General features: G+C 66.0%; 14 protein-coding genes. 8 read left to right on the top strand and 6 right to left on the bottom strand.

Annotated elements, in window-relative coordinates; all coding sequences use genetic code 11:
* Positions 1-5: 5 nt before the first annotated feature.
* Genes DEBA_RS18405 through DEBA_RS09265 form a run of 3 tightly spaced genes read left to right on the top strand, consistent with a single transcriptional unit; the run spans position 6 to position 1,931 of the window.
* The gene (locus DEBA_RS18405; RefSeq protein WP_187288531.1) at positions 6-302 is read left to right on the top strand and encodes a bactofilin family protein; all 297 of its coding nucleotides are present in this window, start codon (positions 6-8) and stop codon (positions 300-302) included.
* 32 nt (positions 303-334) lie between these two features.
* On the top strand, positions 335-817 hold the full coding sequence (locus DEBA_RS09270) for a flavodoxin family protein (protein WP_013258664.1): 483 nt from the start codon (positions 335-337) through the stop codon (positions 815-817).
* Entirely contained in the window at positions 807-1,931 is a 1,125-nt protein-coding gene (locus DEBA_RS09265; RefSeq protein ID WP_013258663.1) for an amidohydrolase family protein, read from the top strand. The genes DEBA_RS09270 and DEBA_RS09265 overlap by 11 nt, the downstream gene beginning before the upstream one ends.
* Before the next feature lie 3 nt (positions 1,932-1,934).
* Here the strand turns inward: DEBA_RS09265 and DEBA_RS09260 are convergent, their stop codons facing one another.
* Complete coding sequence (locus DEBA_RS09260; protein ID WP_013258662.1) at positions 1,935-2,537, bottom strand: hypothetical protein; 603 nt, start codon at positions 2,535-2,537, stop codon at positions 1,935-1,937.
* A 114-nt stretch (positions 2,538-2,651) separates the two neighbouring features.
* Between DEBA_RS09260 and DEBA_RS09255 the strand changes: the two genes are divergently transcribed.
* The 4 genes from DEBA_RS09255 to DEBA_RS09240 are packed head-to-tail and all read left to right on the top strand — an operon-like array spanning position 2,652 to position 11,914.
* Entirely contained in the window at positions 2,652-5,750 is a 3,099-nt protein-coding gene (locus DEBA_RS09255; protein WP_013258661.1) for a PD-(D/E)XK nuclease family protein, read from the top strand.
* Between the two features lie 2 nt (positions 5,751-5,752).
* Positions 5,753-9,232, top strand: coding sequence for a UvrD-helicase domain-containing protein (locus DEBA_RS09250; protein ID WP_013258660.1), 3,480 nt, complete (start codon positions 5,753-5,755; stop codon positions 9,230-9,232).
* The gene (recD2, locus tag DEBA_RS09245) at positions 9,229-11,391 is read left to right on the top strand and encodes an SF1B family DNA helicase RecD2 (RefSeq protein WP_013258659.1); all 2,163 of its coding nucleotides are present in this window, start codon (positions 9,229-9,231) and stop codon (positions 11,389-11,391) included. Before DEBA_RS09250 ends, recD2 begins: the two co-directional genes overlap by 4 nt.
* Positions 11,384-11,914, top strand: coding sequence for a shikimate kinase (locus DEBA_RS09240; protein WP_013258658.1), 531 nt, complete (start codon positions 11,384-11,386; stop codon positions 11,912-11,914). Before recD2 ends, DEBA_RS09240 begins: the two co-directional genes overlap by 8 nt.
* A gap of 190 nt (positions 11,915-12,104) precedes the next feature.
* Here DEBA_RS09240 and DEBA_RS18400 read toward each other — a convergent pair whose 3' ends face one another.
* The 4 genes from DEBA_RS18400 to DEBA_RS09225 all read right to left on the bottom strand — a co-directional run bounded on the left by DEBA_RS18400 (position 12,105) and on the right by DEBA_RS09225 (position 14,539).
* Entirely contained in the window at positions 12,105-12,254 is a 150-nt protein-coding gene (locus DEBA_RS18400; protein ID WP_013258657.1) for a hypothetical protein, read from the bottom strand.
* Entirely contained in the window at positions 12,254-12,703 is a 450-nt protein-coding gene (locus tag DEBA_RS09235) for a hypothetical protein (RefSeq protein ID WP_013258656.1), read from the bottom strand. The genes DEBA_RS18400 and DEBA_RS09235 overlap by 1 nt, the downstream gene beginning before the upstream one ends.
* Before the next feature lie 183 nt (positions 12,704-12,886).
* Positions 12,887-13,459 carry a bifunctional pyr operon transcriptional regulator/uracil phosphoribosyltransferase PyrR gene (gene pyrR, locus DEBA_RS09230; protein WP_013258655.1) on the bottom strand — a complete coding sequence of 191 codons (573 nt, stop codon included), beginning with the start codon at positions 13,457-13,459 and terminating at the stop codon, positions 12,887-12,889.
* A 213-nt stretch (positions 13,460-13,672) separates the two neighbouring features.
* Entirely contained in the window at positions 13,673-14,539 is an 867-nt protein-coding gene (locus DEBA_RS09225; protein WP_013258654.1) for a mechanosensitive ion channel family protein, read from the bottom strand.
* A gap of 147 nt (positions 14,540-14,686) precedes the next feature.
* Here DEBA_RS09225 and DEBA_RS18900 point away from each other — a divergent pair, with 147 nt between their 5' ends.
* Complete coding sequence (locus tag DEBA_RS18900) at positions 14,687-15,415, top strand: septal ring lytic transglycosylase RlpA family protein (protein ID WP_187288530.1); 729 nt, start codon at positions 14,687-14,689, stop codon at positions 15,413-15,415.
* Between the two features lie 96 nt (positions 15,416-15,511).
* On the opposite strand, the gene DEBA_RS09215 is transcribed toward DEBA_RS18900, so the two are convergent.
* Entirely contained in the window at positions 15,512-15,817 is a 306-nt protein-coding gene (locus DEBA_RS09215; RefSeq protein ID WP_013258652.1) for an integration host factor subunit alpha, read from the bottom strand.
* Positions 15,818-15,982 lie beyond the last annotated feature (165 nt).

Genomic DNA, 15,982 nt, shown 5'->3' with positions numbered 1-15,982 from the left:
ACAAAATGACCATTCTGGCCGCGGGCACCTACATCCACGGCGACCTGTTTTCCGACGACCTGATGATCATCGAGGGCGGCGTGGAAGGCAACGTGGTGGGCAACCGGGTCATCGTCAAAAGCCAGGGCTGGGTCCATGGCGAACTGACCTGCAAGTCGCTGTCGATCGAGTTGGGCGGCGTGGTAAACGGCATGGTTCGCGTCTCGTCCACGCAAAACCTGTTGGGGGCCATGCACCTGACCCAATTGCCGCCCGAAGACGACCAACGGGCCTTGCCCGCCGCCGAGTTTAGCGAAGAATAATAGCCAACGCATTGCAACAAGGAGATTATGTCATGCCAAGCATCTTGGTGGCATACTATTCTCACGGCGGCAACACCCGCAAGATGGCCCAACGCATCAGCCAGGCCGCGACCGAGGCCGGCTGCCAGGTCGAGGTGAGGAAAGTCACCGACATCTCGGTCGAAAGCCTGGCCCAATACGACGGCGTCATCCTGGGCTCGCCGTGCTATTTCGGCGTGATGGCCGCCGAGATGAAAAGCTTCATCGACAAATCCATCAAGCTCTTCGGCAAGGGCGAGTTGACCGGCAAGGCCGGCGGGGTCTTTTGCAGCACCGGCGGCATCGGCGGCGGCGGCGAACTAACCATGATCAGCCTGCTGGCCGGGCTGATGATCCACGGCATGGTCGTGCAGGGTTCGCGCAAGGGCGGCCACTTCGGCCCGCTGGCCATCGGTGAGCCCGACGAGCGCGCCCTGGCCGAATGCGATCAATACGGCCAGCTCGTGGCCGGCCTGGCGTTGCGCCTTGCCCGCTGAGGGCGAACCACCGGCCAAAGGTCCGATCTGCCTTGTCGCCGCCGGCCTGGCCGGGGCCGAGACGACGGCCGATCAGCCGCCGGCCGTGTTGGTGCGTGATGGCCGCGTGGCCGCCCTGGGGCACGAAGCCCTGGCCGCCGCCGACTGCCCGCGCCTGGATCTGCCCGGCCTGTGGCTTTCGCCCGCGCCTCTGGACGCCCACGTGCACCTGCTGATGCGCTCCACATTGGAGCGCAGCCTGGACGAATTTCACCAGGCCGGCGTGGTCGCCGTGCGCGACCTGGGCGTGCGGCCGGTGGACCCAACGCCCGGCGGTCGGCCCGACAAGGCCCCGCTGGTGGTGGCCTCGGGGCCGGGGTTGGGCGTCAAAGGGCCGGGGTCATGCTGGCTGGCCCACAAGCTGCAAACGCCGGACGATTTCGCCCAAGCTGCCCGACGTGCCGTGGCCGCCGGCGTCGATCTGCTCAAGGTCTTTGTCTCGGGGCTACTTAGCTTCGAGTATCCCGGCCAGGTGGAGCACCCCGACGCCGTCGGCGAGGCCCAACTGCGCGCGGTGACGGCTGTGGCCCGCGAGGCCGGGCTAACGGTGGCCGTTCACGCCAGCGGCGTGGCCGCCGTCAGCCGGGCGGTGGCCTGCGGCGCGCGTTCGGTGGAGCACGGCTTTTTTCTGAATGAGCCGACCTGGGAGGCCATGGCCGAACGCGGCGTCAGTTGGCTACCCACGGTGGCGCCCATCGTCACCCACGCCGAGGACCAGGACGGCCGTCACGATCAGGCGACCATCGACAACCTGCGCCGTATCGCCCACCGCCAGATGAAAGACCTCCCGCGCGGTCACGCCCTGGGCGTGGAGTTGGTGCTGGGCACCGACGCCGGCTCCTATGGCCTGCCGCATCTGCTGGCTGTCCGGCGCGAAATAGATCTGTGGATCGAGGCCGGCGTGCCTTCGGAGACGATATTCGACGCGGCCACCAGCCGCGCCGCCCGGCTGATGGGCCTGGGCGGGCAGGTGGGGGTTATCGCCAAGGGCGCGCGGGCCTGGCTGCTGGGCCTGGAGCACGACCCGCGCCGGCGGCCGGAGCTGCTGTGCCGGCCGCGCTGGCGCAATTTCTAGAACTCAGGCCGAGAAACCGCGCGGGTAGTAAAAGACGTAGCTTTTGGCCATTTTCTGGTAGCGTTCGTCGGCTATGCGGGTGGCGGTGTCGAAAAATTCCCGCAGATTGTCGATGTTGATCAGGGCTTTGGCCAAGAAATCCGGCTCGTGGGCGTCTTCGTTGAGCGGCGGCAAAAGCCGCTGACAGTCGCCGCTCCAGCGGTGGCCCAACTCGCGCGAAAGCTCGCCGACCTGTTGATACACCCGCCGGATCAGGTCGGTGCGCAAGATGGCGCAGGGCACGCTGATCAGGGCCTCGGTCAGCACGGCCAAGAGCATCAGGCGGCGCTGCTTGCCTTCGTCGCCACGAAAACGCAGCAGAGCCAGCGCCGTGTCCTTTTCGCCGCCGTCCAGCTCGAAGCCCGGCGGCATCTGGGCGGCCGGGCTCTGCCCCCGGCTCAGAAACTCCCGCCGCTGATCCTCGTAAGCCGCCGCCGCGCCCACGTGCGCCTGCAACACCTTGTGCGTGCGCCAATCGCCCCAGCGCAGGCGCATTGGCTTGTCGGCGATGACGTTATCGGCCGCGACGGCCCTTGGTTCACCGGGAAAGTTGATCAGATCGGACACGGGGCCTCCCGCAAAGGGTTTTACTCCACGTTTGAGGCATGGTATCAGATAACCCTGAGGCCGGCAAAGCAAGACTCGCCGTCGGTGATCGCTGAAATCGGGCGCGGAGGTCCGTTGAACCATTTGCTGCACATCTGGCCCGGACGCCAGGCCTTGGCCCAGGCCCAAGCCGAGCAGGCCCGCCTGGCCCCGGGCGGCTTTTTGCTGGCCGAACCAGCCTTTACCCTCGACAATTTTTTGCCGGCCCTGCTGCAATCGTTGGACCAGGCCGACGCGCCGGGGCAGATCAGCGACTTGGCCGGCGCGCTTTTGACCCAACGCTTGTTGGCCGATCACCCAGACCACGCCGAGGCTTTCAGCGGCCTGCGGGCCGGCTGGCGCTTGCCTCGGCGGTTGTGGCGGCTGTTGGTGGAGATCAAGGCCGCCGGGTTGGGGCCGGCCGATCTGCGGGCCTTGAACCACGAAGGCCTGGCCGGCCTGTTGGAGCGCTACAATCTGGCCTTGGCCGAGGTGGGTTTGGCCGATCAGGCCGACGGGCTGACGGCGTTGATCCAGGCCATGAACAATGGCCGAGCGCCGCGTTTGTTGCATGAATGCGCCGGCGTGGTGGTCCACGATGTGTTGTGGCTGCGCACGCTGGATATGCGCCTGTTGGGCGGGTTGTCCACTTGCGCGCCGGTGACGGTGGAGTTCTGCCTGACGCCGGGCCTGGGCGCGCGAGGGCCCATGGCCGCGTTGCTGGAGCACACGGCCGGCTATCTGGAGCGCGGCGGCGGCAATCTGCTTGTTCACTGGCGGGATATGAGCACGGGGCACGGACCGCTGGCCGGCTTGGCCATGGCCATGTTGGGCGGTGCGGAAAGCCCTGGCGACCCCGGAGCGGCCTTGGAGCTGTGGCGGGCGGCCGGCCGCTACGGCGAGGTGGAGGCGCTGCTTTGCCGGGCGGCCGAACTGACCGCCGGCGGCGTGGACCCCCGGCGCATCGCCGTGGTTTTCCCCGAGCTTGACATCTATGGCCAGATGGCCGTGGATGTGGCCAAGCGCCTGGAACTGCCGCTTGATTATCGGTCCGAGCGCCCTCTGGCCGCCTCTCCGTTGGTTTTGGCCGTGCTGGGCCTGTTGGAACTGCCTGGCCTGGACTACGAACGCCATGCCCTGTCGGCCGTGTGGCATTCACCCTACATGGGCCCGGCCCTGGCCCGCTTGGCCGGCCTGGAACGAGCGCCACGGGCCGAAAGCCTGCTGGCCGCGGCGGGCTATATCGACGCCCGCCAGACGCCGCCCCAGACCCGCCTGGCCGGCGAGGAGGGCGTGGCCCTGGCCAAGGCCTGCGCCTGGCTGATGGAGCGCATGCGACCGCTGGCCAGACGCCAAGGACTGCCGGATTTCGTCGGCGCGGCCCTGGCCCTGCTGGCCGAGCTGAACCTGGGCGCGGTGGTGTTGGCCGAGCCGAGCCGGCCCGAGTTTATCGCCCGCGATCTGGCCGCCCTGGCCGCCTTGGAAGACGCCTTGGCCCAACTGGGCCGGGCGGCCGAATCGGTCAGGCAAGGGCGGGCCATGTCGCCGGGACGGCTGCTGTCGCTTCTGCGGCAGGCCTTGCGCCTGCAAAGCGCGCCCGGCCCTGGCGGCCAGCGGGGTGGGGTGCGGCTGCTGCGCCTGGATCAGGCCATGGGCCTGCGCCTGGAATACGTTTTGGCCGGCGGGCTGGATTTGGGCCAGTTTCCTCAAAAGCCGCAAGCGCCCAACATGCTCTCCAGCCAGGAACGCCTGGCCCTGGGCCAGAAGGCGGGGCTGCCCGTCTGGCGCACCGACGACGAGGAATACGCCGGACAGATGCTGCGTCTGTGCTGGTTGTTGGCCGGCGTCGAACGCGGGGCGGTGCTCTCTTGCGCCGCCGCAGACGGCCAGGGCGCCTCGCAAGAGCCGGCGTTTTTTCTGCGCGAGGCGGCCAGGCTGCTGCAACGCCGTTTGCCCGAACCCAGGGGCGGCGTTTATGGCCAGGCGCCGGGCTTGGCCACGGCCGTGGACGCCCAAGGCCTACTGGGCGGCCTGAGCCATGGTTTGCTGCGCCGACGAGGCCGGGCCGATCTGGCCCAGGCGGCGCTGCATCACTGGCTGGGCCTCGACGCCGGCTTGGCCCGGCGCTGGCGGCGCTTGGCCGATCTGGCGGCGATCGAACGCCGCCGGCTGTGGCTGGACCTACTGCCCGGCGGACGAAGGCAAGAATTGGCCGATGAATATGGTGGCCGGTTGCATTCGCCCCAGGCCCAGGCCCTGCTGGCCGAGGTTTTGGCCCAGCCGGCATGGCGCACGCTGGCCCCGACCCAGCTCGAAGCCATGGCTGCTTGTCCCATGGCCTGGTTTTTCGGGCGATTGCTGGGCGTCGACGCGCTCGAAGAGCCTGGCTTGGCCCTGGCCGGCCGCGACGAAGGCCAGATGGTCCACACCGCCTTGGCCCGCTTTTTCGCGCCCGAGGCCTTTGATCCGCGCTGGGACCGCGAGGCCCGACGCGCCCGCCTGGAAGATTGTCTGGAGCGGGCCTGGGCCGAGGCCGGGAAAAACCAGGCCAGCCACGGGTTTGCCCGAAGCTGGCGCAAGCGGGCCGTTTGCGAGCTGCTGGCGGCCACGCTGGAGCGAATGTGGTCGGCGCTGGAAGGCGGCTGGCGGCCGGTGGCCGTGGAAGAGCGCATCGACGACTGGGGCCTGAGCCTCGATGTTGGTGATGGCCCGGCCCTGGTGCTGGGCGGCGTGCTCGACCGCCTGGACGCGGGCCAGGAAGACGGCCGCCAGGCCCTGCGCGTTGTCGACTACAAACACGCCGCCAACCCCGACCTCTACAAGCCCCAAGCCAAGCAAGAGCATTGGTTTGTCAGCGCCTTTCAACTGCCGCTATATATGGCCGCCGCGGCCAAGCAACGGCCGGCCGAGGTGGCCCTGGGGCAGATCGTCTGCACCAAAAACCCCGAAAAGGGCATAATTCAGGCACGAGAAGAACTTCCCAGCGACTTTTTCGCCGAAAACCGTGACGAACGCGCCAGGATTGCCCAAAATGGCGGCGCAAACCTCTATAACGCCGTGGCCGCGCTCTGGGCCCGCGTCAGCGCCGGCCAGCTGTCGGCCAGCCCGGCCAAGGCGGCTTGCGAGCATTGCGACTTCGGGACCATCTGCCGGGCCAAGGCCAGCCCGACAGCCGAGCAGGGCGACGGAGCATAGGCATGCGCGAATCCATCATCAGGCTGGAACGAAACTACTGCGTCACCGCCGGGGCCGGCGCGGGCAAAACCAGCTGCCTGGTGAAGGCCTACGTGGGCCTGCTGGCCGGCAACGACCAGCGGCCACCCCTGGCCCCGCGCCAGATCGTGGCCATCACCTTCACCGAAAAGGCCGCCGCCGAGATGCGCGGCCGGGTCATGGACCGCGTGGCTGCCCTGGCCGCCAAGGAGGGCGGCCGCTGGGCGGAGATCATCAATCAACTGGAGTGGTCGCCGATCAGCACCATCCACGGTTTTTGCGCGGCGCTGCTGCGCGAATACGGCTCGTTGTTGGGCCTGGACCCGGATTTCGCCATCCTCGACGGCCAGGCCTTTGATGAAATGCTGAGCGAAGCCGTGGCCGAGGTGCTGCGCCAAGCCATGGATCACGACGACCCGGCCCTGGGCCGCCTGCTGATGCATCACGGCATGGACGACATCGAGGCCAAGCTGCGCGCCCTGCACCAGGCCTTGGCCACCATGGGCCTGGAAACGGCCCAAGCCCGTCGGGCCACGGCCCAGGCCCACGCCGAGTTGATCGACGCCGGCCCAAAAGCCTTGGCCTCGATGGACCAGGCCGCCCGTGATCTGGCCACCGCCCTGGCGGCCGTAGCCCCCAAGAACAAGGCCAAACCACCACAGTATTTCAATGATTTGACGGCTTTTCTTGAGCAATGGCCAGAGCTACGGCCCAAGCTTGCCCAATCCGAGCCAGATCTTGCCACGGCCATGCTGGCCCACAAAATGCTGGGCGGCGATCGCGGTAAAGACGAGCGGATTGTCAACGCCAGGGCCATCCTCAAGAATGAGGCCACAAAAATTGCCCAGGCGGCCATGGCCCCGCTGGCCGGCGGCCTGGCCGATGACCTGTTCGTCCTGCAGGAGCGCCTGAGCCAGGCCGTGGCCACCGAGTGCGCCCGCCTGGCCGCGCTGTCGTTCGACGATCTGTTGCTGGGGGCGCTGCGCTTATTGCGCCAACGGCCCGAGCTGCTGCCGGCGCTGCGCGGGCGCTTCCGGGCGCTGATGGTCGATGAATTTCAGGACGTCAACCCCGTGCAGGGCGCGCTGGTGGGCCTGCTCTGTGGCCTGGGGAGCGACGACCCCGGCCCCGATGCTCCGCTGCTGTTGATCGTTGGCGACCGCAAGCAGTCGATTTACGCCTTTCGCGGCGCTGACGTGAGCCTCTACAACCAGACCATGGCCGATTTCGAGGGCGGAGGGCCGGGCGTGTTGGCCGCGCTACGCCGCAATTTTCGCTCCGACCCGCGCCTGGTCGAGTTTTTCAATCGCTTGTTCGATCAGGTGTTTGCCCAGGGCAAAAACCGCCAGCACGCGCCCCATGCCTACGTGGATTTCCGCGACGACGATCGCCAGCGGCCGGGCAGGGCGGCGGGCGATTTTTCCGGCGGCCCGGCCCTGGAGCTTTTGCATTGCGGCGGCGACGATCAAAACGCCGAGCAACGCCGAGCCAGGGAGGCCACGGCCTTGGCCGCCCACTTGGCCGGGCTCGTCGCCGGCGGCCAGGTTCGGCCGGGCCAGATCGCCATTTTGCTGCGCAAGCTGACAGCGGTTCGAGTCTATGAGGAGGCCCTGCGCCGCCAGGATCTGGACTTTTGCACCGTCAAAGGCAAAGGCTTTTTCGGTTGCCAGGAAGTGGCCGACGTGGTCATGGCCATGCGGGCCTTGCTCTGGCCCGATGACGACCTGGCCGTAACGGCGCTTCTGCGCTCGCCGCTGGTGGGCCTCAGCGACGAGAGCCTCTTGGCCATGGCCCACCACGGCCCGCAACTCAAACCGTCCCAGGCCCTGGCCCAGGGCCGCGCGCTGCCCGATTGGCTGCCGACCGAGCAACACGAGCGCCTGTCCATGGCCCGCCGGCTGCTGGCCGACCTGGGGCCGCGCGCCCGACGCATGACCCCGGCCGAGCTGATTACGGCGGTTATCGAGGCCGGCGACTACATGCAAGTGCTGGCCGGCCTGCCTTCCGGCGAGCAAAAGGCGGCCAACCTGCGCAAGTTGATCGAAACGGCTCGTGAATACGACGACGGCGTGGAGGCCTGCCTGCGGCGTTTGATGGCCATGCTGGCCCAAGACCCCGGCGACGCCCAGGCCCCGCTGGCCGGCGACGACGGCCAAATCGTGCGCATCATGACGATACACCAGGCCAAGGGCCTGCAATTCCCGGTAGTCGTGCTGGCCGATCTGGCGGGCCAGGCCGGCGGCGGGCCACGGGCCCTGGTCGGGCCGGATCAAAACGGCGTGATCAGCCCGCGGCCCATCGACTTCGCCAGCGGCCAACGCCTGGAAACGGCCATCCATCAGCGCCTGAGCCAGCGCGCCACGGCCATCGAGGAGGCCGAATCGGCCAGGCTCTTTTACGTGGCCTGCACCCGCGCCCAAGAGCGGCTGGTGTTGTGCATGAGCGCCGGCAAGCGCCCGGGGCCCTGGCAGAAATGGGCCGACGCCTTCATCGCCGGCGATGAGTTGGCCAGTCACGTGGATCTGGGCGTCGTTGGCGACGCCGTTGCCGACGCCCCGGCCCTGGGCCCGGCCGCGGCTTGGCCCGACTATTTGCCCGCCGAGGCGGGGCCGTTGGCCGAAGAGGGCCGCATGCTCGCCCAACGTTGCCTGATACGGCCGGCGCTCGGGCCAGCGGCCGTGCGGGCCTCGGTCAGCGCGGTGGAGGATTTCTGGGCCTGCCCGCGACGCTTTTTCCTGACCCAGCGCCTGGGCCTGGACACGGCGCTTTTGCCGGGAATGGGCGGGACGGGCGGCGACGACCCGGCCCAGGCCGCGCGCCTGGGCAGCCTGGCCCACATGCTTTTGCAGCAAGTGGATTTGGCCGCCGGCGCGGCGGGCCTTGAGCTGCTAACCGAAAGCCTTCTGGCGGCCGGCAAGGCCGACGGCGGATTGCTGACCCAGGCCAGCCTGATGGCCGGGCATTTTTTTCAGACCGACCTGGCCGCCGCGCTGGCCCAACTGCCACCCTGCACGGTGTTTCGCGAACAGCCATTTCTGTTGTGCCTGCCTGGGCAAGGCGGCGGACCGGGCCTGGAGCTGCGCGGCGAATTCGACCTGCTGGCCCCCATGGAGGACGGCCGCTGGCTGATCGTCGACTATAAAGTGGGCCGAAGGCTGGACCCGGCCAAATATCATGGACAGATGCTCATCTACGCCGCCGCCCTGTGGAGCGGCGGCAAGGATCAGGCCATGGCCCCACCGCGAGCGGTGCTGGCCCACCTTGGCCCCGAACGGGCCGCGTTGCATTACCTGGAATTCACGGCCGCCCAACTGGACCAGGCCTTGGAGGATCTGAGACAGGCGGCCGGGCCCATGGCCGACGCCTTGGCCGCGCGGGAGCTGGCCCAGGTCGCTCCGGCGGCTGGTTGCGTGGCCGACGGCTGCCCCTTGGGGCCCGTCTGCGCCGGGAGCGGCGCGCCGTGAGCGAGCAAACAAACACGACCATGCGCGGCCGGGTGGAGCGCATCACCTTCCACAACCCGGAAAACGCCTACACCGTGGCCAAGGTGGCCGTGGCCGGCCAGCCGGGGCTGATGACGCTGGTGGGCAAGATGCCCGGCGTGGCCGAGGGCCAGGAAGTGGAGGCCAGCGGACGGCTGGTGCTGCACGCCAAGTTCGGCCAGCAATTGGAGGTGGAGTCGTGTCACTTGGCCCAGCCCGGCGACGCCGAGGGCGTGCGGCGCTATCTGGCCTCGGGCCTGGTCAAGGGCGTGGGGCCGGTGATGGCCGGGCGCATCGTCGATGTGCTGGGCGAGGGCGCCATCGAAAAGATCGTCAACGACCCGCGCAGCCTGACCGCCGTGCCGGGCGTCGGGGCCAAGCGCGCCGCCAGCATCGCCCAGGCCGTGATCAGCCAAGGCATGCTGCGCGAGGCCATGATCCTCTTGCAGGGCCACGGCGTGGGGCCGGGCACGGTGATGCGCATCCATCGTCGCTTTGGCGACCAGACCCTGGCCGTGGCGCAAAACGAACCCCATCGCCTGGCCGCCGAGGTGCGGGGCATTGGTTTCGCCACCGCCGACCAGATCGCCCGCCGCCTGGGCATGGCCGCCGACCACCCCTCGCGGGTGGCCGCCGGGCTGCTCTACAGCCTGCGCCAGGCCGGGGACGAAGGCCACGTTTTTTTGCCATACGACGAACTCATGCCCCAGGCCGCCGGCCTGTTGGGCCTGCCCCAGGCCGCCCTGGGCCCGGCCTTCGCCCGACTGCATCAAGAGCGCCGCATCGTCGTCGAGGAAGCCTTTGGCCCACGGGCGGTCTATCTGGCCGGCATGTTGGCCTTGGAGCAAAGCGCGGCCCAAAGCGTGGCCCGGCTGAGCCGGGGGCGGGGGCTGCTTGCGCCCGAGCGGGTGGCCAAGGCCGTGGAGTGGGCCGGGCGTAGCCTGCATTTCGAGCCGTCGACGGGCCAGGCCGAGGCCCTGCGGGCGCTGTTGGCCGCGCCTCTGGCCGTGCTGACCGGCGGGCCGGGCACGGGCAAGACCACCCTGGTGCGGGCGCTGATCAACATCGCCCAGCGCATGGGCCAAAACGTGGCCCTGGCCGCGCCCACCGGGCGAGCGGCCCGACGCCTGGCCGAGGCCAGCGGTCGCCCGGCCCAGACCCTGCACCGGCTCTTGGAGTTCAGCCCCAAGGAAAACAGCTTTTTGCGCGGGGCCGATCGGCCATTGGAAGGCCAGTTGATCATCGTCGACGAGGCCAGCATGATCGACATCTGGCTGGGAGCCCATCTGCTGGCGGCCACGGCCGACGGGGCCTGTTTGGTCCTGGTGGGCGACGCCGACCAACTGCCGCCGGTGGGGCCGGGGCTGTTTTTTCGGCAGATCATCGACAGCGGCGCGGCCAGGGTAGGGCGGCTGACGGAAATATTCCGCCAGGGCCGGGCCAGCCTGATCGTCGAAAACGCCCACCGCATCCTGGGCGGTCGGATGCCCACTTTGCCCGCGCCAGGCCAGGAGGCTGATTTCTATTTCTTGGAAGAGCCCGACCCCGAACGGGCGGCCGAACTCGTCCGCGACCTGGTGGCCAAGCGCCTGCCCAACAAGTATGGTTTCGACCCCATTGACGACATCCAGACCTTGGCCCCCATGCACAAGGGGGCCATGGGCTGCCACAACCTCAACCGCCTGCTGCGTCAGGCCCTCAACCCTGCCGGCCAGGGGCCGGGGCCGGGCGTGGGCGACAAGGTGATGCAGTCGCGCAACAACTACGAGTTGGAGGTTTTCAACGGCGACATGGGTCAGGTGCTGCGAGCCGACGACGAAGGACTGGCGGTGTCCATCGACGGACGGGTTGTGACTTACAGCCTGGCCGAAGCGGCCGAGTTGAACCTGGCCTACGCGGTGACGGTGCATAAATCCCAGGGCAGCGAATATCCGGCGGTGGTGTTGGCCCTGGGCAACGAGCATTTCGTGCTGCTGAACAGGCCGCTGCTGTACACGGCGGTGACCAGGGGCAAAAAACTGGTGGTGGTGGTTGGTTCGGCCACGGCGCTGCGTCGGGCGGTGGAGCACGCCCAGCCGATCATGCGTCACAGCCTGCTGGGGCGGCGGATCAAGGCGCTGTTGGGAACGGACAATGACTGAGCCAGCTCACGGGCCACGGGCCAATATCTGCTTGATCGGCATGGCCGGGGTGGGCAAAAGCTATCTGGGCCGTCGACTGGCGGCGCGGCTGGGCTGGACGTTTCTGGACGTGGACGAATTGATGGAAAAACGCGCCGGCATGGGCCTGCAACAAATCGTCGCGCAAAAGGGCGAAGAGGGGTTCAAGGCGCTGGAAGAAAGGACGATTCTTGGCCTGACCGACTTGCGCCGGCATGTCGTCGCCACCGGCGGCAGCGCGGTCTATTCGGCCAAGGCCATGGGCCATCTGCGGGCCATCGGCCACGTGGTTTATCTGCACGACCAACCGGCCAACATCGCCGCCCGCGTCGACAATCTGCCCACGCGGGCGGTGATCGGCCTGGGCGATGGTTCTTTGGAACGGCTTTTCACGGCCCGACGGCCGCTCTACGAAGCAGCCGCCCACCTGCGCCTGGATCTTGACGGTCCCGGCGGCGCGGAGGCGACCCTGGCCGCCCTGGAAGCACTTGCCCAAAATATATAAATATTGTCGCGGCGTTGTCTTGTTTTCTTCACAAGCCTATAAAAGGCTTGCGGGCAAGCCCGTCGACTTGCCCGCAATAGGGAGTGTGTTGTTGGCGACCGCAAAATTTGGTTGGGGACCCTTTACAGCCGCCCGCGTCTTGCTTCGGAGGGGACCGAAGAAGATATTTCAGCCCGTAACGGGCGTTTTTTCACGCTTTCTTCAGCAGGTTCCGCCTGAGCGGATCCTGCACTCGCTCCGCCTGGCCTGGCTTGAGCGCCTCGATGGCGCGCACGATCCGCGCCAAGACCTGGCAAATATCCTCGCGCTCCGGCGCTGCGTCGCCGTTGGCGTTAGCCATCAGGCGTAATCCCCGCGACGGAACTTCATGACCTCGGCCTGGGCCTGGGAAATCACGTCGGACAAAAGGCCCTTTAGCTCCGAATCCGCGGTTAGCGCCCCATCGTCGTTCAGCGCGTTCAGGCGCTCGGCCAGGGTCTGCATCTGGCCCACCATGGGCTCCACATCCTTCAGCGATCGGTTGACATCACCGAGGGCCGAGGCAAAAGATTCAATATTTTCCAGCAACTCGCCAGCGAGGCCCAGAATGGCGTCACGAGTGTCGCCACGGTCGTCACAGGGCGGACAATCCAGCCCAGACACATCGCCCGCCTGAACGGACGATTGTTCCTCGACCGCGCTTTGCAAATATTGAGCAAAGCTTGCCGCCTGGCCGGAAACCGGTTGCTCCGCGCGATCCTTGCCTGTCACCGCGTTGGCGAAAAATAGGTTGTTATCTACCTTGAGCATCGCGGTCCTCCACACTTGCCCCAAGATATAGCAAGCGCCATGCCAAAAGGCTTAAGGAGATTATATCTTGCAATTACATCAAGTTATCAAAGGAATCGCGGTCGTGACGGCGTGGAAGATGTTGCCGGCCCAGCCTTGGCGGGAAGATTGTTCCCACTAGTTCGGACCGCTAACAAACCAAGCTCAGACGCTGTATTTGGCGTCTTCGAGCAAGGCATAGTCGGCCTGCGGGTCTTCATGCAAAAACACGTTGACCGACTGCTGGAGTTGGGTGGGCAGGGTCAGCCCCACATAATTGGGCTGGATGGGCAGTTCGCGGTGGCCACGGTCGACCAACACGGCCAAATCCACCGAGGCCGGCCGGCCCAGCGAAAAAATGGCCTCCAGGCCGGCGCGGATGGTGCGGCCAGTGAAGATCACGTCATCGACCAGCAGGATGTGGCGCTCATCGATATCAAAGGGGATGATCGTGGCCCGCACGGTGGGCGCTTGGCTCAGGCGGCTCCAGTCGTCGCGATAGAAGCTGATGTCCAAAAGCCCCACGTCCACCACGGGCAGGCGGCCGATGCGCCGGCTGATGGCCTGGATGATGCGCCGCAGTAAAATGTCGCCGCCGGTGTGGATGCCAATAATGGCCAAGCCGTCCGGGTCGGGGCGTTTGGCCACCACCGAACGGGCAATGGCGTCGATGCCCTTGGCGATATGCCCGGCGTTGTAGCAGATTTTCGGCGCTTGGCGGGAAGCGGGCGTGATCATGCTGCTGTTGCCCTTGGTGGATGGTTGGCCGGCTCTTGCTGGAAAGGGATACCAGTTCCGCGCGGCAAAGTCAAGCTCAAGGCCGGGGTATGCCGCCATGGCCCGGGCGACCGCGCAAAGCCAAAAGAACTCTGTCCACGGATTGGTTTACATAATATATCTTATGCGAACCTGGCTCGGCAAATGCAACCACAGAAACGCCGCGAAATAGCGCTAATCGCCGGCATCATCGTCGAGCGACGCCCCGGGCGCCGGCCGCAGATGAACCACGCGCTGTGGATAAGGAATGTCGATGCCAGCCCGCTTGAACCCGGCGTGGATGTTCTTGTTGATTTCGTGCATGACGCGGCCGCGATCGGCCGGCCAGTTGGGCACCGAGATCAGCACGTCGTCGCGGGTGAGGATGCGCGTGCTACGCATGCCTATGGCCACGACCTCCCCACGCTCGCCCGTCTCCAATACTATATAATCGCCGATCTGGTATGGCCGATCGACAAAGATGCTGATGCCGCCGAAAAAGTTGGCCAGCGTGTCCTTTGAGGCCAAGGCCACCACGGCCGTGGCGATGCCGGCCGAGGCCATCAATGGCGTGACGTTGATGCCCCAAAACGACAACAACACGTAAACGCCGTGCAAAATGATCAGCAGCGTGGCGATGTTGTTGAACAGCGGCAAAAGCTGCCGCCAGCCGGACTTCACCCGCGACGAATAGGTGAAATGCCTGAAAACCGTGCGGCTGATCTGCAAAAGCGTCCAGGTGTACAACACCACTATCAGCGTGTAAATGCTCTTGGAAATCAGATTGGTGGCCAGGGCGTGGTCCCTGAGCAGGGCGTCGGCCAACAGATCGCCCGCTATCAGCAGCACCACCACTTGGATCGGGCGATGCAAGGTGTCGAGGACCTTGTCGTCCAGGTCGGTCTGGGTGCGCTTGGATGCGATGGTGAAGGCCTTGCTGAAGGCGATGTCCACCAGTTTGGCCGCGACCAACGCGCCAACGATCGCCACGGCCGCCAAAATCAATTGGTGGTTTTCCAACCAGGACCACATGTTGGCCAGATCGGCCAATCCAAACTGCATGGCGTTTTACCTGCCTGTGTTTTACGGGGCGGCCGTGTTTGGAATTTTTTCAAAACTGCGCTATGGTAAGAAGGCGAACGATCGGCGTCAACATTAACGAGAAGAACGATGCACCGCAACGGTATTGTTTGGCCCAAAGCGATTATCGTGGCATGCCTTGTCGGCATGGCCCTGTTGACCCTCGTAGGCTGCGCCAAGACCCCCAGCGTCCCGCCGCCGACCAAGCCATCCGACAGGGTCACCACCAAGCCATACACCGTTTTCGGCAAGACATACTACCCACTGCCCAACGCCGACGGTTTCAAGGAAACTGGCGTGGCCTCGTGGTATGGCGGACAGTTTCACGGCAAGCGCACGTCCAATGGCGAAATCTACGACATGGAGTCCATGACCGCCGCCCACAAACTGCTGCCGTTTGGCACCTACGTCCAGGTGACCAACACATCCAACGGCAAATCCACGGTGGTGCGCATCAACGACCGCGGGCCATTCGTCTCCGATCGGGTGATCGACCTCTCCAAGGCCGCCGCCCGCGAGATCGACATGATCGGCCCGGGCACGGCCAGCGTCGAAGTCCTGGCTTTGGGCTATCGTGAAGACCAGTTGCCCGGCGGCCAGATCCCCTCGCCCTCCTCCGCCCCTTGGGGTCCCTTTACCGTGCAGGTCGGCGCGTTCACACAGGAAAGCAACGCCTGGCGTCTGGCCGCCAGCCTGCGCGCCAAATACGGCGAGGTCAACGTGGTCAACTACGACCACGGCGATAAGCGCTTCTACCGCGTGCGGGTGGGCAAGGAGCAGGATCTGAACAAGGCCCAAAGCTTGGAGGCGAGCCTGCGCTCGTCGGGCTTTGAGCAAGCTTTTCTGGTGGTTTGGTAGAGGGTTGGGCGGCCACGGCCCAAAAACCCGCCCACGGGCAAAGCCAGACGGCCGCGTGGGCGGGTGATCCGGTGATGGGCCAACGCACGAGCGCGCTTATTGTTGTTCCGACAAATCCTCTTCGCCGTTGAGGTGCTTGCGCAGGACGCCGGAGGTCTTGAACACCACCACCTTGCGGGCCCGAAGTTTCATGTCGGCCTTGGTCTGCGGATTGCGGCCACGACGGGCGCGCTTGTCCTTGACCAGAAATTTGCCAAAACCGCTGATCAGTAAATCATCGCTGTCAGCCAAGCTGTTCTTGATGATTTCCAGCGTGGTTTCAACAACTTCGCGAGAACGGCTCTTGGGGAGCTGAGTGCGCTCGAAGACCTCGCTGATGATATGATCCTTGGTCAGGGCCACTCTCACACTCCTTGTATTAGATGAACGGACAGGATTCAAATAATGCGCCACAGCGAATATGCATAATCTGGAACAAGTTGTCAACCCCTTAAAATGCATAATGATACGCGTAATGTCTCGGACCGGCTTGCGGACGGCTCCGCCAGGCTATATCATTAGTAAAGA

This window comes from Desulfarculus baarsii DSM 2075, assembly GCF_000143965.1.
GTDB classification, from domain to species: domain Bacteria; phylum Desulfobacterota; class Desulfarculia; order Desulfarculales; family Desulfarculaceae; genus Desulfarculus; species Desulfarculus baarsii.
Note: the sequence above shows the minus strand (reverse complement) of the source record. Positions and strands in the feature narration are given on the sequence as shown.